Below are 21,071 nucleotides of genomic sequence, written 5' to 3'. Positions count from 1 at the left end.
GGGCGCGGCCTCCGCGCGCCGCGCCGCCTCGCCCGCGGCGCCCCCGGCGGTGTCCTCGGTGGTGTCCGTCATCAGGAGCCCGCGGCCTTCCGCGCCTCTTCCCAGCGCCTGCCCAGGTCGCCGAGGAAGCCGTCGAGGCTGCCCTTCCTGGCGCCGCGGGCGAGGTCGACGAGGTCCTGGCGGTAGTCGGGCTTGTAGATGCCGACCTCGGAGCGGTTGTCGATCTCCTTGACCAGCGCGCCCTGGGCGTCGTCGAGTTCGATGAGCTTCACGTCCGCCTCCTCGTAGGGCCGCAGCACCTCGGGCAACGGGGCGCCCCTGACCGGTGAGAGGGCCAGGTTGTCGGCGGCGTAGCCGGACTTGTCGGTGAACCAGTCGATCCAGGCGCGGGCCGCCTCCTTGTGGTCGGAGTTGATGTTGACGGCCTGGTTGTAGTCGGGCGACATGGTGGCGCAGAACCTTCCGTCCCGCCGGGCCGGGAAGGGCATGAAGCCGATGTCGTCCGGGTCCGCGCCGGCCTCCTCCGCCGCCGCCCGGAACTGGGTGATCGCCCAGGAGCCGAGCCACATCGTGGCGATGTCGCCCTTGGCCAGCCCGGGTTTCGACGCCTCCCAGTTGGTGGTCGTCGGGTCCTTCTCGGTGAGCCCGGCGCGCACGATGTCGTGGAGCATGGTGTCGCCGACGCGCAGGTCCTCGCCCTTCGCCCACGGATCGCCCCCGGCGAGCCTGCTCGTCGCCCGCGGGTCGCAGCTGACCGCGCCGTCGACGTACGTCCAGTGCGTCAGCGGCCACATGTCCTTGAAGTTCGTGTAGTACGGGATCGCGTCGGTCCTGGCCCCGACGGCCTTCAGTCCGTCGACGAACGCGGCCGGGGTGGCGGGCCAGTCGGTGATCCCCGCCTCCTTCCAGATCCGCCTGTTGTAGAGGAAGCCGGGGAGCGCGCCCATCGGGCTCTGTCCGTAGACCTTGCCGTCGACCGTGGTGAAGTCGGTGAACAGGTACTTCTTCGCGCGCTCGGTCTCCGTGCCGAGGGACGCGAAGAACTTGGGGTAGTCGTCCTTCCCGACCACGGTCGGGATCATCAGCACGTCGCCGTAGTTCTCGGTGTTCATCCGGATCTTGACCTCGCCCTCGTAGTCCGTGAGGGCGTCGAACTCGACCTTCACCTTCGGGTGGGTCCGGTTGAACTCGGCGGCGTACTTCTTCATCGTGCCGTCCTGCACGAGGTCGGTGCGGTGGGTGAGGACCGTGATCGTGCCGGACACCTCACCCGGGTCGGTGGGGGCCTCGGCGTCCGCGCCCTTCGACGTGCCTCCGCTTCCGGTACAGCCCGCGGCCAGCAGCGCGACGGCGGCGAGGCCTGCGGCGGTCTTCGTGCGGCGGTTCATCTGCACCAGCTCCGTTCGGGGACGGACGAGCACGAGTGGGTTGGCTGGTTCGGCACTCTGGCAGCCGTTACTAAACCGGTAAAGTCCTTATTTCGCCAAGGATCCAGAAGTATTTACTACGCCTGGTCAGCATTGGCCTATACCGGTTTAGGAGTGCGCATGCTGGATGTCACGCCGATCCACGAGGGATGGGTCCTGCGGCACGACGGGGCCGCGCTCCCCGCCACGGTGCCGGGCTGCGTGCACACGGACCTGCTGGCGGCCGGGGTCCTCCCGGACCCGTTCCTCGGGCGGCGCGAGACCGAAGTGGCCTGGGTCGGGCGGCGCGACTGGACGTACGAGACGACGCTGGTCCCGGCGCCGGGCGGGCACGAGCGGACCGACCTCGTCTTCGAGGGTCTCGACACCGTCGCCGAGATCCGGCTCGACGGCCGGCTCCTCGGCACGGTGCGCAACATGCACCGCTCGTACCGCTTCGACGTCACGGGGCTCGGCGGCCGGCTCTCGGTGCGCTTCCGGTCCGCGTACGACGAGGCGGAGGCGGTGCGCGAACGCCTCGGGGAGCGGCCTGGCGCCTACCCCGAACCGTTCCAGTACCTCCGCAAGATGGCCTGCTCCTTCGGCTGGGACTGGGGCCCGACCCTGGTGACCGCCGGCATCTGGCGGCCGGTGCGCCTGGAGCGCTGGACGACGGCGCGGATCACCCGGGTGCGTCCGCTCGTGACGGTCGAGGAGGGTCTGGGACGGGCCGAGCTGCACGTGGAGGTCGAGCGGTCCGGGGTGGCGGCGGGTCTGACCCTGAGCGCCCGTGTGGCGGGCGTCGCGGGTGCGGACGCGGCGGTGGACGTGACCGGTACGCACGCGGTCGTGCGCGTCGACGTACCGGACCCCGGGCTGTGGTGGCCGCGCGGTTACGGCGGACAGCGGCTGTACGGGCTGGAGCTGACGCTGTCGGACGCCGGCGGGCCGCTGGACTCCTGGCGCCGCCGCGTCGGCTTCCGGACCGTCGCGCTGGACCGCGGGGCGGACGGGCACGGCTCCGGCTTCACCCTCGTCGTCAACGGCGAACGGCTCTTCGCGCGGGGCGTCAACTGGATCCCGGACGACGTCCTGCCCTCGCGGATCACCCGCGAGCGCTACCGCACCCGGCTGGCCCAGGCGGCCGGCGCCGGTGTGGACCTCGTACGCGTCTGGGGCGGCGGCATCTACGAGAGCGAGGACTTCTACGACGCCTGCGACGAACTGGGCCTGCTGGTCTGGCAGGACTTCCCCTTCGCCTGCGCCGCCTACCCGGAGGAGCAGCCCCTGCGCGGCGAGGTGGAGGCCGAGGCGCGCGAGAACGTCGTACGGCTGATGCCGCACCCCTCGCTCGTGCTGTGGAACGGCAACAACGAGAACCTGTGGGGCTTCCGGGACTGGGACTGGGAACGGCGGCTGGCCGGCGACTCGTGGGGCGAGGGCTACTACCTCGGCCTGTTGCCCCGGATCGTCGCGGAGACGGACCCGACGCGGCCCTACACGGCGGGCAGCCCCTGGTCCGGTTCCTGGGACCACCACCCCAACGACCCGGCGCACGGCACCCACCACTCGTGGGAGGTGTGGAACCGGCGGGACTACGCGGACTACCGGCTGGACGTACCGCGGTTCGTGGCCGAGTTCGGCTGGCAGGCGCCGCCCGCGTACGCCACGGTGCGGCGCGCCCTGCCCGGCGAGGTGCTCGCGCCGGACTCCCCCGGCATGCTGCACCACCAGAAGGCCCACGACGGGAACGGGAAGCTGGCGCGCGGGCTCGCAGCGCACTTCGCCGTGGACGGACCCGGCTCCTGCGAGGGCGACTTCGACCGCTGGCACTACCTCACCCAGCTGAACCAGGCGCGGGCGGTCGCCACCGGCATAGAGCACTGGCGGTCGCACTGGCCGGTGTGCGCGGGCACGGTGCTGTGGCAGCTCAACGACTGCTGGCCGGTGACCTCGTGGGCGGCGATCGACGGGGACGGCCGCGAGAAACCGCTCTACCACGAGCTGAAGCGGCTGTACGCGGACCGGCTGCTGACCCTTCAGCCGCGGCCCGGAGGGCTCGTGCTGGCGGCCGTCAACCAGTCGGCCGGGCCGTGGGAGTGCCGGCCGGTGCTGCGGCGGATGTCGGTGGAGGGCGGGGTGGTGGCCGAGGCCCGCCCGGAACTGCCCGCCGTGGCCCGGGCGGTCGCGTGCCTGCGCATACCGGAGGGACTGGAGCCCGCCGGGCCCGGGGAGTTCCTGGTGGCGGACGCGGACGCGGACGGGGGCGGGGACGGGGGCGGGGGGACGGATGAGGGCGGGAACGAGGCCGGGGCCGGGGGCACGGGCGGGCTGCGGGCCCTGTATTTTCCCGCCGCCGACCGCGAGATCCCGTACCCCAAGCCGCTGTTCGACGTCGCGGTCGCGCCGGGGCAGGTCGTGGTCACCGCCCGTACGCTCGTCCGGGACCTGCTGCTGCAGGCCGACCGGCTCTCGCCCGCCGCCGCGGCCGACCGGGGGCTCGTCACCCTGCTGCCGGGCGAAGAGGTGACCATCGGGGTCCGCGGCTGGGAGACTCTGGGGCACCTGGACGCGGAGACCGTACGATCCGCCCTGTACTGCGTGGAGCCCGCACGATGACGACACCGTCCCGTGTCACGATCAAGGACGTCGCGGCCCGTGCCGGGGTGTCCAAGGGGGCCGTGTCACTGGCCTTCAACCGCAAGCCCGGCGTGTCCGACGCGACCCGGGACCGGATCTTCGAGGCGGCACGCCAGCTGGGCTGGGAGCCGAACCCCACCGCCCGGTCGCTGGCCGGCCGGCGCGTGGACGCCGTCGGCCTCGCGATCTGCCGGCCGGCCAGGCTGCTCGGGCTCGAACCCTTCTACATGGAGTTCGTCTCGGGCGTGGAGAGCGTGCTGACCGAGCACGCGTGCTCGCTGCTGCTGCGGCTCGTGCGCACGGTGGAGGAGGAGGTCGGGCTCCAGGACTCCTGGTGGCGGGGCAAGCACGTCAGCGGGTCGATCCTGGTGGACTTCCGGGCGGACGACCCCCGGGCGGCCGCCGTCCGGCGGCTCGGGATACCCGTGGTGGCCGTGGGGCACCCCTCGCTCACCGGCGGGCTCACCTCCGTGTGGACCGACGACGCCAGTGCCGTCACCGAGGCCGTGCGGTACCTCGCGGCGCTCGGGCACGTGCGGATCGCCCGGGTCGGCGGCACGGCCGCGCTCGGGCACACGGCGATCCGCACGGCCGCGTTCGACGCCGCCGCGCGGGCGCTGGGGCTGACCGGGGCGTCCCAGGTGGCGACGGACTTCTCCGGGGACGTGGGGGCGCGGGCGACGCGCTCCCTGCTGGCCGCGCCGGCCGCCGACCGGCCGACCGCGATCGTGTACGACAACGACATCATGGCGGTGGCGGGGCTCTCGGTGGCCGCCGAGATGGGCCTCTCGGTGCCGGGTGACGTGTCGCTGCTGGCCTGGGACGACTCGCAGCTGTGCCGGCTGACGCATCCGACGCTGTCCGCGATGAGCCATGACGTGCACGGGTTCGGGGCGGAGGTCGCCCGGACGCTGTTCGGCGTGATCACCGGGGACGGGGGCGCGGGGTCGCATGCGGTCCCCACACCGGTGCTGACCCCTCGGGGCTCGACGGCGCCGCCCCGGTGAGGGATCCCCCCGGGGGGGTGGGGTGGCGACCGGCGGGGGTCTGCGGGCGCGCCGTGGCCGGCCGCGCGGTTCCCCGCGCCCCTGAAGGGCGCTCTTCAGGGGCGCGGGGAACCGCGCGACGAGCCGCGACGCGCCCGTGGGTACGGCACGGCCCGCCCCCCTGCGGCCACACTGGAGGTGTGACCTTCACCGCTCCGGCCCATGGGGCTGGGCAGGCTGGTTACCCGTAAGTAGCATGGCAGGTGAGCGCGCGCTCAGGGCGTGTGTGCCGCGCAGTAGTGCCATCCCGCATCTGGAGGAGAGCCATCGTGCCTCGTACCGTCAGGGACGTCGTCTTCGTCGACGGCGTCCGCACCCCGTTCGGCAAGGCGGGCCCGAAGGGCATCTACCACGAGACCCGTGCCGACGACCTCGTCGTGAAGGCGATCCGGGAGCTGCTGCGCCGCAACCCCGGCCTCGACCCGAAGAAGATCGACGAGGTCGCCATCGCCGCGACCACCCAGATCGGCGACCAGGGTCTGACGCTGGGCCGCACGGCCGGCATCCTGGCCGGACTGCCCCAGTCCGTGCCGGGCTACTCCATCGACCGCATGTGCGCCGGCGCCCTGACCGCCGTGACGACCGCCGCCGGCTCGGTGGCGTTCGGCGCGTACGACGCCGTCATCGCGGGCGGTGTCGAGCACATGGGCCGCCACCCGATGGGCGAGGGCGTGGACCCCAACCCCCGGTTCGTCAGCGACAAGCTGGTCGACGAGTCGGCCCTCTTCATGGGCATGACCGCGGAGAACCTGCACGACCGCTACCCCACGATCACCAAGCTGCGCGCCGACGAGTACGCCGTGCGCTCGCAGGAGAAGGCCGCCAAGGCGTACGCCAACGGCAGGATCCAGCAGGACCTGGTGCCGATCTCGGTGCGCAACACCAACGCGGAGGTCGGCGAGACGGGCTGGGGCCTGGTCACCGCCGACGAGCCGATGCGCCCGGGCACCACCCTGGAGAACCTGGCGAACCTGAAGACCCCGTTCCGGGTGCACGGCCGGGTCACCGCCGGCAACGCGGCCGGCCTGAACGACGGCGCCACCGCCTCGATCATCGCCTCCGAGGAGTTCGCCCGCGAGCACGGCCTGCCGGTCCGGATGCGCCTGGTGTCGTACGCCTTCGCGGGTGTCGAGCCCGAGGTGATGGGCTACGGCCCGATCCCGGCGACCGAGAAGGCCCTCGCCAAGGCGGGCCTGTCGATCGAGGACATCAACCTCTTCGAGATCAACGAGGCGTTCGCCGTCCAGGTCCTCGCCTTCCTGGAGCACTACGGCATCGCCGACGACGACGCGCGCGTCAACCAGTACGGCGGCGCCATCGCCTACGGCCACCCGCTGGCCTCCTCCGGCGTCCGGCTGATGACCCAGCTGGCCCGCCAGTTCGAGGAGCAGCCCGAGGTCCGCTACGGCCTCACCACCATGTGCGTCGGCTTCGGCATGGGCGCCACGGTGATCTGGGAGAACCCGCACCACAAGGACGCCGGAGGCGACAAGTGAGCACCACCGAACTCCTGAAGGGCGCGGCCGCGCTGTTCCCCGACGAGGTCGTGACGTCGGCGCACGTGCGCCACCTCGACCTGCCGTCCGGCGCCGGGCGCTTCGCGCTCGTCACGCTGGACAACGGCCTGGACCACACCAAGCCGACCACCTTCGGCCCGGCCTCGCTGGCGAACCTGAACCTCGCGATCGACCAGGTCGAGAGGGAGGCCGCGGCCGGCGAGATCACCGGCGTCGGCATCACCGGCAAGCCGTTCATCTTCGCCGTCGGCGCGGACCTCAAGGGCGTCGAGGTCCTCAAGGAGCACCAGGACGCGCTGGCCATCGGCAAGGGCGGCCACGAGGTCTTCAAGCGGCTGTCCGCCCTCGCGGTCCCGACCTTCGCGTACTACAACGGCGCGGCCATGGGCGGCGGTGTCGAGGTCGGCCTGCACTGCACCTACCGCACGGTGTCCGCGTCGCTGCCCGCCTTCTCGCTGCCCGAGGTCTTCCTCGGCCTGGTGCCCGGCTGGGGCGGCTGCACCCTGCTGCCGAACCTGATCGGCGCGGACAAGGCCGTCTCGGTGATCATCGAGAACTCGCTCAACCAGAACAAGCAGCTCAAGGGCGCCCAGGTCTACGAACTGGGCATCGCCGACGCGCTGTTCGAGGGCGCCGACTTCCTGGAGCAGTCGCTGCTCTGGACGGCGGCCGTCCTCAAGGGCGAGATCGTCGTCGACCGTGCGGCCGTCGACCGCGGCGAGACCTGGGACCAGGCCGTCGACCGGGGCCGTTCGTTCGCGGACGGCAAGGTGCACGGCGCGGCCCCGGCCGCGTACCGCGCGCTGGACATCATCGCCGCCGCGAAGAACGGCGACCTCCAGCAGGGCTACGACGCCGAGGACCGGGCCCTAGCCGACCTGATCATGGGCGGTGAACTGCGCGCGGGCATCTACGCGTTCAACCTGGTGCAGAAGCGCGGCAAGCGCCCCGCGGGCGCCCCGGACAAGTCGCTGGCCCGTCCGGTCACCAAGGTGGGTGTCGTCGGCGCCGGCCTGATGGCCTCGCAGCTCGCCCTGCTCTTCCTGCGCCGTCTGGAGGTGCCGGTCGTGCTGACCGACATCGACCAGGAGCGCGTCGACAAGGGCGTGGGCTACGTCCACGCCGAGATCGACAAGCTGCTCGGCAAGGGCCGGATCCACCAGGACAAGGCCAACCGGCTGAAGGCACTGGTGACCGGCGTCCTGGACAAGGCCGAGGGCTTCGCGGACGCGGACTTCATCATCGAAGCCGTGTTCGAGGAGATCGGTGTCAAGCAGCAGGTGTTCGCCGAGGTCGAGGCGGTCGCCCCGGCGCACGCGATCCTCGCCACCAACACCTCCTCGCTGTCGGTGACGGAGATGGCGTCGAAGCTCAGGAACCCCGAGCGGGTCGTCGGCTTCCACTTCTTCAACCCGGTCGCCGTCCTGCCGCTGCTGGAGATCGTGCGGGGCGAGGCGACCGACGACGCGTCCCTGGCCACGGCCTTCGCCGTCGCCAGGAAGCTGAAGAAGACCGCGGTCCTGGTGAAGGACGCCCCGGCGTTCGTCGTGAACCGCATCCTCACCCGCTTCATGGGCGAGATCCAGAACGTCATCGACGAGGGCACGCCGGTCGCGGTCGCCGAGAAAGCGGTCGAGCCGCTGGGGCTGCCGATGTCGCCGCTGGTCCTGCTGGAGCTCGTCGGGCCCGCGATCGGGCTGCACGTCTCGGAGACCCTCAACCGGGCCTTCCCCGACCGCTTCACGGTCTCCCCGAACCTGGCGGCGGTCGTGAAGGCGGGCAAGCGCGGCTTCTACGTGTACGACTCCGGCAAGCCGGAGCTGGACCCCGAGGTCGCCGCGCTGCTGAAGCAGGGCGATGTCGTGCTGAGCGAGGAGCAGGTGCGCGCCCGGGTCCTGGACGCCGTGGCGCAGGAGATCGGGCTCATGCTCGACGAGGGCGTCGTGGCGGAGGCGCAGGACATCGACCTGTGCCTGATCACCGGTGCCGGGTGGCCCTTCCACCTGGGCGGCATCACGCCGTACCTGGACCGCGAGGGCGTCTCGGCCCGCGTCAACGGCAAGCCGTTCCTGGCCCCGGGCGTGGCGTCGGTCCCGGCGTAGCGGTTCCACCGCGCCGCACCGGGTGCCCCGCACGCCTCCCCGGCGTGCGGGGCACCCGGCTTTTCCCGCCCGGCCGCCTCCGCCCGTCCCGTCCCGTCCCGGAGGCCGGGTCAGTAGCCGTAGATCATCTTGTAGGCGACCTCGGGAAGGAACTGCCCGGCCGAGGAGCCGGCTCCCACGCCGCAGTTGCCGTCGGACTCACCCGGGACCTTGATCCACAGGAGCATCTCGGCGCCTCCGCCCAGCCGGGTGGGGGTGCCGATACGGCGGCCCGAGGGGTTGCACCACTGGCCGTTGGAGCCGTTGCCGTTGCGGCTGGTGTCCACGACGAACGGCTTGGTGTAGCCGTAGCGGGCGCCGAGTTCCCTGTTGACGGCGTTGCCGTACGCGGTGTTCTCGGCCGTGGTCAGGTAGTTGGAGACGTTGAGCGAGAAGCCGTGGGCCTGTCGGAGTCCCGCTTCGTGCAGGCGCTGGGCCATGGCCTGCGCACCCGCCCAGGCCGGGTTGCCGGCGTCGAGGTAGACCCAGGTGTTGGGGGCCTGGCGGCTGAACTCCGCGAGCGCGCCGGTGAGCATGGACTCGCGTTCGTCGATCTGGGCCTGGGTCATGCAGCCGTAGTCCCCGAGGGAGTCCGGTTCGAGGACGACGACGGCCGGGCGGGCCGCGATCCCGCCCGCGAACTGGGCGATCCAGTCCCGGTAGGCGGACGGCGAGGAGGCTCCCCCGGCGGAGTGCCCGCCGCAGTAGTCGCGGTGGTAGATGTTGTAGGCGACGAGGACGGGCAGCTTGTCCTGGGCGTCCGCCGCGCCCGCGTACGCGCCCGTGGCGGTGCCGATGGTGCCGCTCCAGGAGCCGAACCAGCGGGCCGTCGGCGTATTGGCGATGGAGGCGTTGACGGCGGAGGCCCGGCCGTCGCCGGGGTTGGCGGCGGCCCACCGCTTCGCGCTGGAGTCGGGGTCCGCGTAGAACCCGTTGGTCATGGTCGTCGGGTCGGCCGCGTGGGCGGACGGTGCGACGGCGAGCGCCAGGGACAGCGAGGAGAGTGCTGCCATCAGGGTGAGCAGTCTGCGGCGCATGACGGTACCTCGGCTTTCCGACAGGGATGCGTCCGGTGATCGGCGGGTCAGGGTGGGACAGGCGACGGGACAGTGATCGACGTGTGCATGACATTCACATGTGCGGTGCCCTCCTTCCGCGGGCGGCCGCTTTGCGTACGAGACTTCGAACACGGATCGGCTCGTCGGGCATTCTGGATGATAGAAGGCCGGTGGATCCCGTCAATGCCCTGCGCACGAATCGCCGATGATGTCGAAACATTCGAAGACGTTCGCTCTCGCGTCACCGCAGGCCGGTTGCCCGAATGATGCGCCTGCGCCATCTTCCACAAGCCCTCGTGGCCGGATCGCGGAGGCAGTCCTGTGACGGCTGTTGACATGTTCGACGACCTTCCTAGTATCCGTGGGGCTCCACTTTCCGAACGGCTCACGAAATTTCGAACCAACCATCTCCCTTCCGTTCAGTGTCATGGACGTGACACAAGCTCCCGTGTCACCCGCCCATGGCGCACTTCCACGAAGGAGCCCCTGGTGCCCAGACGGTCAGGCGGACGACTGCTCCGCCTCCTCGCGACCATCGTGCTGACGGTCGCCGCGTCCGTGACGGTCTCCGACCGGTCCACTGCCTCGGCCGCGCCCGGCAGCCCGGCGCTCACGCCGCCACTCGGCTGGAACAGCTGGAACAGCTTCGGGTGCGGGATCACGGAGACGCAGGTCCGCCAGGCGGCCGACGCGATGGTGTCCTCGGGCATGCGCGAGGCCGGCTACCGGTACCTGGTGGTCGACGACTGCTGGTTCGACCCGCAGCGCGACGCGGCGGGAAACCTGCGGTCCAGCCCGACCAAGTTCCCCGGTGGGATGAAGGCGCTCGGTGACTACATCCACAGCAGGGGACTGAAGTTCGGCATCTACCAGGTACCGGGCGAACGCACCTGCGCGCAGACCACCGGCGCCTATCCCGGATCGACGGGCAGCAGGGGGCACGAGGCCCAGGACGCGGCCACGTTCGCCTCGTGGGGCGTCGACTACCTCAAGTACGACTGGTGTTCCTCCAGCGGTACCCGCGACGAGCAGGTCGCGCGGTTCACGCTCATGCGCGACGCCCTGCGTGCCACCGGGCGGCCGATCGTCTACAGCATCAACCCCAACAGCTTCCACGCCATCACCGGTGCCACGTACGACTGGGGCGAGGTCGCCGACCTGTGGCGGACGACCGAGGACCTGCTCGACATCTGGCAGAACGGCAACACCAACAGCTATCCGATGGGCGTCGGCAACGTCCTGGACGTCACCGCGCCGTTGGCGGCGCAGTCGGGTCCGGGGCACTGGAACGACCCCGACATGCTGGTCGTGGGCCGTCCCGGACTGTCACTGACCGAGTCCCGCTCCCACTTCGCCCTGTGGGCGCTGCTGGGTGCCCCGCTCATGGCCGGCAACGACATCCGCACCATGTCCGCAGACGTCAGCGCGGTACTGCGCAACCCGCGTCTGCTGGCGGTGAACCAGGATCCGCTGGGCGCGGGCGGGCGCAGGGTGCGCGACGACGGCAGCACCGAGGTGTTCGCCAAGCCGCTGTCCGACGGCTCGGTCGCGGTGGGCCTGCTCAACCGGGGAGGCGATACGGCGACGGTCACCACCACCGTGGGGCAGGCCGGCCTGTCCGGCGGGCCGTTCACCCTCACCGACCTGTGGACCGGTGGTACGTCGGGCACCTCCGGGCAGATCTCGGCGAGCGTCCCCGCGCACGGCGTCGCCGTGTTCCGGGTGAGCGGTGGCAGTCCGCTGGCCGCCACCACCTCGCGGCTGCGCGGTACCGGCTCCGGCCGCTGCGCGGACGTGGACAACGCCTCCACCGCCGCCGGGGCCACCGTACTGATCTGGGACTGCCACACCGCGGCCAACCAGCTCTGGACCACGTGGGCGGGCGGCGAGATCCGCGTCTTCGGCGACAAGTGCCTCGACGCCCACAACCGGGGCACCACCGACGGGACCCGGGTCATCACCTGGCCCTGCAACGGCCAGGACAACCAGAAGTGGACCCTCGGCCCCGACGGGTCGGTCCGCAACGCGCACGCCGGGCTGTGCCTCGACGCCGACCGGGCCGGCACCGCCAACGGAACACCGCTGGTCCTGTGGACCTGCAACGGCCAGACCGGTCAGAGGTGGACCCGCCCGGGCACGGGAGGTACGGCACCGAGCAGCGCCCGTCCGGGCGGCCCGCACCGGTGACAGCGCTCCGCCGGGTTCGTACACCCGTGACGGCACGGTCTGCGCCGTCACGGGGGAACGCCGCGAAGTGACGCCGTCCGGGCGGGACGCCGGGGCCGGCAGGTGTCCCCGCGTGTCACCGACCGGCTAGACGCTTCGCCATGCCTCCAGCGCCAGGCCCGGTTCGGCCTTGCGGCGGGTCAGCAGGAGGGCGCCGGTGCCCGGGGCGAGACTCGCCGCGACCACCCTGCCCTCCGCGTCCTCGGTGAGCGCCACCGTCGCGTCGCCCGGCAGTTGCGGGCCGGAGTCGGTCCACCACGCCCCCGCGGCCTCCTGCTCGGTGGGGTACGCCGCGAACGCCACCCGCCCGCCCGCGGACCGCTGCGCGAGCAGCGTGCAGTCGACGTCGTCGAGCGTGCAGCGGATCGCGGACACCGCGCCCGGCCCCGCGCAGCCCAGGAGTTCCACGGGCTCCGTACCGGCCCGCCACGCGCACACCGTGTCGTTCTCGTCCGTGTAGAACAGCGTCACGTGCTCCTCGGAGGTGGCCAGCGCCCGCAGGGTGCCCGGCCGGACCCCCGTCTTCAGCGGCTCCTCGTCGAGCGCGGGGACGTGCCCCGGACCGGCCTGCGTCCAGCGCAGGATGCCGGCCGGTGAGGTCGCGTACAGCTCGACGAGCCCGGACGCCCGGGCCACGGCGGCGAGTTCGCCGGTGACCTCACGGCCCTTGAGGTCGCGCCAGGGGCCCCAGCCGCCGCGCTCCTTCTGGCCGCGCATGCTGACCCCGCCGCCCCGGTTGCGCACGAAGACGTGCGCGCGCCCCTGCGCGTCCACGGCGACGGCCGGTACACCGGTCTGCGCGCCCTTCGCGTTGGGGTGGCCGAGCCGGTTCCAGTCGAGCGCGGCGAGGTGCGGCCGGAAGTGGGTGGAGTGGACGAGCCCCGCCTCGCCGTCGCCGGTGGGGCGCCAGGAGACCAGGTGGGCGTAGCCGTCGGCGCCCTGGCCCACGGCGAGCACCGGGTTCACGCGCTGGTCGCCGCCGACCGCGCGGGGCGCCGTCCAGGGGCCGCCGGGGTACTGCTCCGCCCGGCACCGCACCGCGTCGTCCAGCGGAGCGTAGGCGCTGAGTCTGCCGTCCCGGCCGCGTATGAGCCAGGCACCGTTGAGTGTGCGGACCATTGACACTCCCCCACTGTAATCGGCCGGGTGGTCGCCCTCCGTGCGACCCTGGCCCCATGGATGCTCCCCCTCTGGTGATCGTCGACGCGGCCAACGTGGTCGGGTCGGTGCCCGACGGCTGGTGGCGCGACCGCCGGGGCGCCGCGGAGCGCCTGCGGGACCGGCTCGTCCCGTACGCCGCCGAGGGCCTGCCGGGTGTTCCCGGCCCCCTGGAGCTGGTCCTCGTCGTCGAGGGGGCCGCCCGCGGGGTGGCGTCCGTCGCCGGCGTACGGGTCGACGCGGCGCCCGGCAGCGGGGACGACCGCATCGTGGAACTGGTCGCCGGACACCCGGACCGCCCGCGCCTGGTGGTCACGGCCGACCGTGAACTGCGGCGCCGGGTGGCCGGGTTGGGCGCCGGGGTGACCGGCCCGCGGACCGTCCGCCCGTGATCCGCGCCCTTCGGGGCGGCACGGCTGCGGGACCGGTCAGCGAGTGCTGCCGCCCGGCGGACCCGCGGCCTCCTTCTGGTCCCGGCCGAGCCGGCTGTGCGAACGGCCGTACAGGAAGTACACCAGGGCGCCGAGGGCCATCCAGACGCCGAACCGCACCCAGGTCTCGGCGGGCAGGTTGAGCATCAGCCACAGCGAGGCGAGGACGGACACGACCGGCAGCAGCGGCACCAGCGGGGTGCGGAAGGCGCGGGGCAGCTCCGGGCGCGTACGCCGCAGGATGATCACGCCGATCGCGACGACGACGAAGGCGAACAGCGTGCCGATGTTCACCAGCTCGGCGAGTTCGCTGAGGCTGGTGAAGCCCGCGAGGACCGCGATGACCACGCCGAGCAGGATGGTCGGCCGGTGCGGGGTCCTGAACCGCGGGTGGACGCGCGAGAAGAAGCGCGGCAGCAGTCCGTCGCGGCTCATCGCGAAGAAGACCCGGGTCTGGCCGAGGAGCAGGATCATGCAGACGGTCGTGAGGCCGACGGCGGCGCCGAAGCTGATGAAGCCCGCGAACCAGGGGTGTCCGGTGGCCTTGAACGCGTCCGCGAGCGGGGCGTCCACGGAGAGCTTGCTGTAGTGCTGCATACCGGTCACGACGACCGCCACGGCGACGTACAGCGTGGTGCAGATGAGCAGGGAGCCGAGGATGCCGCGGGGCATGTCCCGCTGGGGGTTCCGGGTCTCCTCGGCTGCCGTGGCCACGACGTCGAAGCCGATGAAGGCGAAGAAGACGACGGAGGCGGCGGTGAAGATGCCCATCACGCCGAAGTTGGAGGGGGCCCAGCCGAACATCAGCTGGATGAGCGGGGAGTGCAGACCGCCGCCCGCCTCGACCTCCTGCGCCTTCGGGACGAACGGGTCGTAGTTGCTGCCCTTGACGAAGAAGGCGCCGGCGACGACCACGACCAGGACGACCGTCACCTTGATGGCGACGACGACCGAGGTGACCCGCGCGGAGAGCTTCATGCCCAGGACGAGGATGCCGGTGAGCACCAGCACGAGGGCGGCGGCGAGGATGTCGAAGCCGAAGCCGTCGGCCCCCTCCCGGCCGCTGAGGGCGGCCGGCAGCGTCCAGCCCGCGTTGTCCAGCAGCGAGGCGACGTACCCGGACCAGCCGACCGCGACCACCGCGGTGCCGAGCGCGAACTCCAGTACGAGGTCCCAGCCGATGATCCAGGCGGGCAGTTCCCCGAGGGAGGCGTACGAGAAGGTGTAGGCGGAGCCGGCCACCGGGACGGTGGAGGCGAACTCGGCGTAGCAGAGCGCGGCGAGCGCGCAGACGACCCCGGCCACCACGAAGGCCAGGGCGACGGCGGGGCCGGCGTTGTTCTTGGCGACCGTGCCGGTGAGGACGAAGATGCCGGTGCCGATGATGACACCGACGCCGAAGACCGTCAGGTCCAGGGCGGACAGGGATTTGTTGAGCGCGTGCTCCGGTTCCTCCGTGTCCTGGATGGACTGCTCGACCTTCTTCGTCCTGAAGAGGGTGCTGCTCACGAACGTACCTCCCACGCTTGTCGTCCTCGACATGATCGAGAGGGGGCGTACTCCGTATGCCCCGGCGCGTACGGCTTTCACGCGAACGGGCCGGTTCCACCACCGTAAAGGGTGGGGAACCGGCCCGCTCGGGTACGCCGGGTAGCGGACGCGTGGATTTCGGGTGTGTCAGTCGCGGGCGGGCTCCGCCGCGGCGTGCGACTGCGCCCGGGCCTGGTCGAACCTGCCGTCGAGCTCGGAGACCAGGCCGGTGACCTGCCGGGCGATGTCCGGTGCGGTCAGTCCGATCTCGGTCATGACCTCCTTGCGGGAGGCGTGGTCGAGGAAGCGCGGCGGGATGCCGAAGTCGCGCAGCGGGACGTCCACGCCCGCGTCGCGCAGCGCCTGGGCGACGGCCGAGCCGACGCCGCCGACGCGGGAGTTGTCCTCGACGGTGACGACCGTGCGGTGGCGCTCGGCGAGCGGGGCCATGGCCTCGTCGACGGGCTTGACCCAGCGGGGGTCGACCACGGTGGTGGAGATGCCCTGCTGGTCGAGGAGGCCGGCGATCTCCAGGCACATGGGGGCGAGGGCGCCGACCGAGACCAGGAGCACGTCCGGGGTCTCGGTGCCCGGCTCGCGCAGGACGTCCATCCCGCCGACGCGGCCCACGGCGGGCACGGCGGGGCCGACCGCGCCCTTGGAGAAGCGGACCACGGTGGGCGCGTCCGTGACCTCGACGGCCTCGCGCAGCTGGGCGCGGACCTGGTCGGCGTCGCGCGGCGCGGCCAGCCGCAGGCCGGGCACGACCTGGAGGATCGACATGTCCCACATGCCGTTGTGGGAGGCGCCGTCGGTACCGGTGATGCCGGCCCGGTCGAGCACGAAGGTGACGCCGCACCTGTGCAGGGCCACGTCCATCAGGACCTGGTCGAAGGCGCGGTTGAGGAAGGTCGCGTAGACGGCGAAGACGGGGTGCAGTCCGCCGGCGGCGAGACCGGCGGCCGAGACGGCGCCGTGCTGCTCGGCGATGCCGACGTCGTAGGTGCGGTGCGGGAACGCGTCCGCGAACTTCTTCAGGCCGACCGGCTGCAGCATCGCCGCCGTGATCGCGACGATGTCCTCGCGCTCCCGGCCGAGCGCGACCATCTCGTCGCCGAAGACGGAGGTCCAGTCGGCGCCCGAGACCTTGACGGGCAGGCCCGTGTCGGGGTGGATGGGGCCGATGCCGTGGAAGCGGTCCGCCTCGTCGCTCAGGGCGGGCTGGTAGCCGCGGCCCTTCTCGGTGAGGCAGTGCACGATGACCGGGCCGCCGAAGCGCTTGGCGCGGGTCAGCGCGGACTCCAGGGCCTCCATGTCGTGCCCGTCGATGGGCCCGACGTACTTCAGGCCGAGGTCCTCGAACATGCCCTGGGGGGCGATGAAGTCCTTGAGGCCCTTCTTGGCGCCGTGCAGGGTCCCGTAGAGGGGCCTGCCGACGACCGGGGTGCGCTCCAGGAGGTCCTTGCCGCGGGCCAGGAAGCGCTCGTAGCCGTCGGTGGTGCGCAGGGTCGCCAGGTGGTTGGCGAGGCCGCCGATGGTGGGCGCGTACGAGCGCTCGTTGTCGTTGACGACGATGACGAGCGGGCGGTCCTTGGCGTCGGCGATGTTGTTGAGCGCCTCCCAGGCCATGCCGCCGGTGAGCGCCCCGTCACCGATGACGGCGACCACGTGGTGGTCGTCCCTGCCCAGCACCTCGTTGGCCTTCGCGAGGCCGTCGGCCCAGCCGAGGACCGTGGAGGCGTGGGAGTTCTCGATGACGTCGTGCTCGGACTCGGCCTGCGAGGGGTAGCCGGACAGGCCGCCCTTCATCTTGAGCTTCGAGAAGTCCTGGCGGCCCGTGAGCAGCTTGTGGACGTAGGACTGGTGTCCCGTGTCCCACAGGATCCGGTCCTTGGGTGACTCGAAGACCCGGTGCAGGGCGATGGTGAGCTCGACGACACCGAGGTTGGGGCCGAGGTGGCCGCCGGTCTTGGACACCGCGTCGACCAGGAAGGTCCTGATCTCCTCGGCGAGCTGGTCCAGCTGCTCCGGGCTGAGCCGGTCCAGATCGCGCGGTCCCTTGATGCGGGTCAGCAGCGGCACCCGTGCCTCCTTGCAGTAGTGCGATCGAGCGTTGCGGGGCCTGTCGAGTCTAATGTTCCGTCTTCGCCGCCGACGCCCGGGCTGTGCGTCGTGCGTCACGCGACCGGCCGTAAGCCGTCCTGTCGTCCACCTCCCCCGCCAAACGCCCCAGAACACACAAAAGTGCCCGGTACCTTCACAGGTACCGGGCACCGGTGCGCTCCGAAGGGGCGCGGGGCTGTCACGTCTGCGGCTGCGCCGCGGGGCGCGACCGGCCACGACGGCCCGGCAGCCCCCTGCGAACAGCAAGCCCCGCCAGCGTCGGGGCAACGGCGGAGCGTTACGCGCGGCCGGCCGTCTTCTGCGTCTTGCGCGTCACCGAGTCGATGACGACCGTGGCCAGGAGCACACCACCGGTGATCATGTACAGCACCGGTGTCGCGGTGCCCTCAAGGGCCAGGCCGTACTGGATCGAGGTGATCACCATGACACCGAGCAGCGCGTTCCAGGTGCGCCCGCGGCCGCCGAAGAGGCTGGTGCCGCCGATGACGGCCGCCGCGATGACGTTCATCAGGAGGTCGCCCGCACCGGCGCTCTGGTTGGCCGCGGCGATCTTCGAGGCCCAGAAGAGACCGCCGACGGCGGCGAAGAAGCCCGCCAGGGCGAAGACCGAGATGCGGATCGCCGTGACGTTGATACCGGCACGGCGGGACGCCTCGACGCTGCCGCCGAGCGCGAAGATCTTGCGGCCGTAGCCCGTGCGGCGCAGCACGAAGTCGGTCGCGACCAGGACCACCAGGAACAGCAGCAGCGCCAGCGGGAGGCCCTTGTACTGGTTGAACATGATCGCGGCGGCGAACGCGACGACCGCGAGCAGTGCCGTGCGCATGATCAGGTCGCCGAGCGGCCGGGACGGGATGCCCGCGGCCTCGCGGCGGCGGTTGTCCAGGAAGCTGGTGACGAAGAAGAGCACCACGGCGACGGTCGCCAGACCGTAGGCGGCGGCGACGTCCGAGAAGTAGTACGTGGTCAGCTTGCCGACCACGCCCTCGCCGTCGATGTTGATGGTGCCGTTCTCGCCCAGGATCTGGAGCATGAAGCCGAGCCAGAACAGCAGGCCGGCCAGGGTGACCGCGAACGCGGGGGCGCCGATCCTGGCGAAGAAGAAGCCGTGGACCGCGCCGATGGCCGCACCGCTGACGAGGGCGATGAGGACGGCCAGCCACTCGTTCATGCCGTGCGTGACGCTGAGCACGGCGGTGATGGCGCCCGCCACACCGCTGACCGAGCCGACCGACAGGTCGATCTCGCCGAGCAGCAGCACGAAGATGATGCCGACGGACATCATGCCGGTGGCGACCATCGCGACGGCGATGTTGTTGAGGTTCTCGGCGGAGAGGAAGGCCGAGTTCAGGCTCTGGAAGACGATGCAGATGACGAGCAGGCCGATGACCACCGGGACGGATCCCAGGTCACCGCCCTTCATCTTGCGCTTGAACTCGCCGACGTAGCCGGCCAGGCCCTGCTCGCGCACGAGCAGCCGGGGGTCGACCACGGTCACCGCGGCCGCGGCGGCCTCGGGGTTCGCGACGACCGGCTCGCCCTCGGTGGCGGAGGTCTTGTCGGTGGCGGAGGTCTTGTCGATGCTCACTTCTGGGCCTCCGCGTTGCTGCGCGCCGCACGGCGGGTCACGGCGTTCTCCGTGGCACCGGTGATGGCGGAGATGATCTCTTCCTGCGAGGTGGTCTTGACCTCGAAGACACCGTTGTTGCGGCCGAGCCGCAGCACGGCGACCTTGTCGGCCACGGCCTTCACGTCGGCCATGTTGTGGCTGATGAGGAGGACGGCGTGGCCGCGCTCGCGCAGCCGCTCCACCAGGTCGAGGACCTGGGCGGTCTGCTCCACGCCGAGGGCCGCGGTGGGCTCGTCGAGGATGACCAGCTTGGGCTCGCCGAGCATGGAGCGGGCGATGGCCACGGTCTGGCGCTGACCGCCGGAGAGCGAGGCGATCGGGATGCGCACGCTGGGGATGCGGATCGACAGCGTCTGGAGCAGTTCGCGCGAGCGGCGCTCCATCTCGACCTCGTCCAGAATGCCGCGCTTCTTCAGCTCACGGCCCAGGTAGAGGTTGCCGACGACGTCGATGTTGTCGCACAGCGCGAGGTCCTGGTAGACGGTCGCGACTCCCAGGTTCTGGGCGTCGTGCGGCTTGTTGATCTGGACGGCCTTGCCGTCCCATTCGATGACACCCTCATCGATGGGGTGCACGCCGGCGATCGTTTTCACCAGCGTGGACTTTCCGGCGCCGTTGTCGCCGACCAGGGCGACCACCTCGCCGGCGTGGATCTCGAGCTCTACGTCGGTGAGGGCCTGTACGGCACCGAACCGCTTCGAGACCCCGCGCAACGCCAGGACAGGCGTAGCGGACACGTTGACCATCTCCTTCGCCGCCTGACCCGGCGGGAGGTTGTGCAGAAGAATTGGGGGGGTGAAGTGTTCCGTCCGGCGCCCCGCCCTAGCTTGCGGGGCTGGTGGATGCGGGGCGCCGGAGGGGCTTCTGGTGGGACCGTCCCTGGTGGGCCTGCGGCCCGTACGGAGATTCGGTGACGTGAATTCCCGTACGTCGTAAGGGACTTGCCATGACCGGGCGGGGCCTACTTCACGCCGGCCTTGTCACAGGCGGACTTGAACTTGGCGGTGCAGATCTCGTCCACCGTGTAGATGGCGTCCTTGATCACGGTGTCGTTGATGTTGTCCTTGGTCAGCGAGACGACCGGGACGAGCACCGACGGGACGCCCTTGGTGGTGGGGCTGTCGACCGAGTCCTTGGCGATGGAGTCGAGCTTCTCGCCCTTGGCGAGGGCGACGGCCATCTGCGCGGCGACGTCCGCCTCCTGCGGGTAGGACTTGTAGACGCTCATGAACTGCTCGCCCGAGACGATGCGCTGCACGCCCGCCAGCTCGGCGTCCTGGCCGGTGACCGGCGGGAGCGGGGAGACGCCCGCGGCCTTCAGGGCGGTGATGATGCCGCCCGCCATGCCGTCGTTGGCGGAGTAGACGCCGACGATCTTGTNCCCGCCATGCCGTCGTTGGCGGAGTAGACGCCGACGATCTTGTCCTTGCCGATCGACGAGATGGCGCCTTCCATGTTGGCGTTGGCGTTCTCCGGCTTCCACTCCTTGGTGTCGTACGACTTGGCGATGTCGACCTTGCCCTCCAGCTCGGAGAGCGCGCCCTTCTTGAAGAGGGCGGCGTTCGGGTCGGTGACCGCGCCGTTCATCATGACGATCTTCGAGGAGGTCTTCGCCTTGTCGCCCAGGGCCTCCAGGAGCGCCTTGCCCTGGACACGGCCGACCTCTTCGTTGTCGAAGGAGGTGTAGGCGTCGATCGGGCCCTCGGCCAGGCGGTCGTACGCGACGACGGGGATGCCGGCGTCCTTGGCCTTCTTGACGCCGCCCGCGATGGCCTTGGAGTCCACCGCGTCCACGATCAGCACGTCCACCTTGTTGGTGATCATCGTGTCGACCTGCTGGGACTGCGTGGTGGCGTCCTGCTTGGCGTTGGCGTAGACGACCTCGCCCTTGTCGTTCGTGAGCTCCTTGACCTTCTTCTCGATCAAGGGCTTGTCGAACTTCTCGTACCGGGCGGTCTGGTTCTCCGGAAGGAGGAGGCCGACCTTGATGTTGTCGCCCTTGGCGGCGGGCTTCGAGGAGTCGTCGCTCTTGTCGCCGGACTCCTCGGCGCTGCCACAGGCAGCCAGCGAGACGGCCATCGCACCAGCGGCAACGGCAAAGGCGGCGCGACGCATACGCGTGTTCACTTCAGAAACCTCCCTGACGAGGCCGCGACGTTGCGGC

The 21,071-nt window shown here is 71.2% G+C and carries 13 protein-coding genes and 1 pseudogene; 6 read left to right on the top strand and 8 right to left on the bottom strand.

Translation table 11 applies throughout. From position 1 onward, the window contains the following. Positions 1-71 precede the first annotated feature (71 nt). Positions 72-1,388 (bottom strand): extracellular solute-binding protein, encoded by a 1,317-nt coding sequence (locus KM933_RS07210; protein ID WP_221349313.1) that lies wholly within the window; start codon positions 1,386-1,388, stop codon positions 72-74. 159 nt (positions 1,389-1,547) lie between these two features. Between KM933_RS07210 and KM933_RS07205 the strand changes: the two genes are divergently transcribed. The 4 genes from KM933_RS07205 to KM933_RS07190 all read left to right on the top strand — a co-directional run bounded on the left by KM933_RS07205 (position 1,548) and on the right by KM933_RS07190 (position 8,711). Continuing rightward, complete coding sequence (locus KM933_RS07205) at positions 1,548-4,025, top strand: glycoside hydrolase family 2 protein (RefSeq protein ID WP_221349312.1); 2,478 nt, start codon at positions 1,548-1,550, stop codon at positions 4,023-4,025. Continuing rightward, positions 4,022-5,053: a LacI family DNA-binding transcriptional regulator gene (locus tag KM933_RS07200; RefSeq protein ID WP_221349310.1), complete on the top strand. Its 1,032-nt coding sequence runs from the start codon at positions 4,022-4,024 to the stop codon at positions 5,051-5,053. Before KM933_RS07205 ends, KM933_RS07200 begins: the two co-directional genes overlap by 4 nt. 308 nt (positions 5,054-5,361) lie before the next feature. Beyond that, on the top strand, positions 5,362-6,588 hold the full coding sequence (locus tag KM933_RS07195; protein WP_221349308.1) for a thiolase family protein: 1,227 nt from the start codon (positions 5,362-5,364) through the stop codon (positions 6,586-6,588). Further along, positions 6,585-8,711 (top strand): 3-hydroxyacyl-CoA dehydrogenase NAD-binding domain-containing protein, encoded by a 2,127-nt coding sequence (locus KM933_RS07190; protein ID WP_221349306.1) that lies wholly within the window; start codon positions 6,585-6,587, stop codon positions 8,709-8,711. The genes KM933_RS07195 and KM933_RS07190 overlap by 4 nt, the downstream gene beginning before the upstream one ends. Positions 8,712-8,821: 110 nt before the next feature. Here the strand turns inward: KM933_RS07190 and KM933_RS07185 are convergent, their stop codons facing one another. Then, positions 8,822-9,787 (bottom strand): glycoside hydrolase family 6 protein, encoded by a 966-nt coding sequence (locus tag KM933_RS07185; protein WP_221349304.1) that lies wholly within the window; start codon positions 9,785-9,787, stop codon positions 8,822-8,824. A 510-nt stretch (positions 9,788-10,297) separates the two neighbouring features. Between KM933_RS07185 and KM933_RS07180 the strand changes: the two genes are divergently transcribed. Further along, a complete protein-coding gene (locus KM933_RS07180) occupies positions 10,298-11,995 on the top strand; it encodes a glycoside hydrolase family 27 protein (protein ID WP_221349302.1) in 1,698 nt (565 codons plus the stop codon). 126 nt (positions 11,996-12,121) lie between these two features. Here the strand turns inward: KM933_RS07180 and KM933_RS07175 are convergent, their stop codons facing one another. Further along, entirely contained in the window at positions 12,122-13,153 is a 1,032-nt protein-coding gene (locus KM933_RS07175) for a PLL family lectin (RefSeq protein ID WP_221349300.1), read from the bottom strand. Positions 13,154-13,209: 56 nt separating this feature from the next. On the opposite strand from KM933_RS07175, the gene KM933_RS07170 reads away from it, so the two are divergent. Beyond that, positions 13,210-13,584, top strand: coding sequence for a PIN domain-containing protein (locus KM933_RS07170; RefSeq protein WP_221349298.1), 375 nt, complete (start codon positions 13,210-13,212; stop codon positions 13,582-13,584). A gap of 36 nt (positions 13,585-13,620) precedes the next feature. Here the strand turns inward: KM933_RS07170 and KM933_RS07165 are convergent, their stop codons facing one another. From KM933_RS07165 to KM933_RS07145, 5 genes and pseudogenes are all read right to left on the bottom strand, one after another. Beyond that, on the bottom strand, positions 13,621-15,132 hold the full coding sequence (locus KM933_RS07165; RefSeq protein WP_221349296.1) for an amino acid permease: 1,512 nt from the start codon (positions 15,130-15,132) through the stop codon (positions 13,621-13,623). A 168-nt stretch (positions 15,133-15,300) separates the two neighbouring features. After that, positions 15,301-17,235 carry a 1-deoxy-D-xylulose-5-phosphate synthase gene (gene dxs / locus KM933_RS07160; RefSeq protein WP_221349294.1) on the bottom strand — a complete coding sequence of 645 codons (1,935 nt, stop codon included), beginning with the start codon at positions 17,233-17,235 and terminating at the stop codon, positions 15,301-15,303. Between the two features lie 319 nt (positions 17,236-17,554). Next, positions 17,555-18,865, bottom strand: a complete 1,311-nt coding sequence (locus tag KM933_RS07155; protein WP_221349291.1) for a sugar ABC transporter permease — start codon at positions 18,863-18,865, stop codon at positions 17,555-17,557. Next, positions 18,862-19,653 carry an ATP-binding cassette domain-containing protein gene (locus KM933_RS07150; RefSeq protein ID WP_221349289.1) on the bottom strand — a complete coding sequence of 264 codons (792 nt, stop codon included), beginning with the start codon at positions 19,651-19,653 and terminating at the stop codon, positions 18,862-18,864. The genes KM933_RS07155 and KM933_RS07150 overlap by 4 nt, the downstream gene beginning before the upstream one ends. Positions 19,654-19,868: 215 nt before the next feature. Beyond that, a pseudogene (locus KM933_RS07145) lies at positions 19,869-21,022 on the bottom strand (substrate-binding domain-containing protein). Positions 21,023-21,071 lie beyond the last annotated feature (49 nt).

This window comes from Streptomyces beigongshangae (assembly GCF_019710745.1).
In the GTDB taxonomy this organism is placed as follows: domain Bacteria; phylum Actinomycetota; class Actinomycetes; order Streptomycetales; family Streptomycetaceae; genus Streptomyces; species Streptomyces beigongshangae.
Note: the sequence above shows the minus strand (reverse complement) of the source record. Positions and strands in the feature narration are given on the sequence as shown.

What these genes read in the sequence shown, in the direction of transcription:
- KM933_RS07210 (WP_221349313.1), bottom strand. Translation starts at nt 1,388, where the DNA reads ATGAACCGCCGCACGAAGACCGCCGCAGGCCTCGCCGCCGTCGCGCTG.
- KM933_RS07205 (WP_221349312.1), top strand. Translation starts at nt 1,548, where the DNA reads ATGCTGGATGTCACGCCGATCCACGAGGGATGGGTCCTGCGGCACGAC.
- KM933_RS07200 (WP_221349310.1), top strand. Translation starts at nt 4,022, where the DNA reads ATGACGACACCGTCCCGTGTCACGATCAAGGACGTCGCGGCCCGTGCC.
- KM933_RS07185 (WP_221349304.1), bottom strand. Translation starts at nt 9,787, where the DNA reads ATGCGCCGCAGACTGCTCACCCTGATGGCAGCACTCTCCTCGCTGTCC.
- KM933_RS07175 (WP_221349300.1), bottom strand. Translation starts at nt 13,153, where the DNA reads ATGGTCCGCACACTCAACGGTGCCTGGCTCATACGCGGCCGGGACGGC.
- KM933_RS07170 (WP_221349298.1), top strand. Translation starts at nt 13,210, where the DNA reads ATGGATGCTCCCCCTCTGGTGATCGTCGACGCGGCCAACGTGGTCGGG.
- KM933_RS07150 (WP_221349289.1), bottom strand. Translation starts at nt 19,653, where the DNA reads ATGGTCAACGTGTCCGCTACGCCTGTCCTGGCGTTGCGCGGGGTCTCG.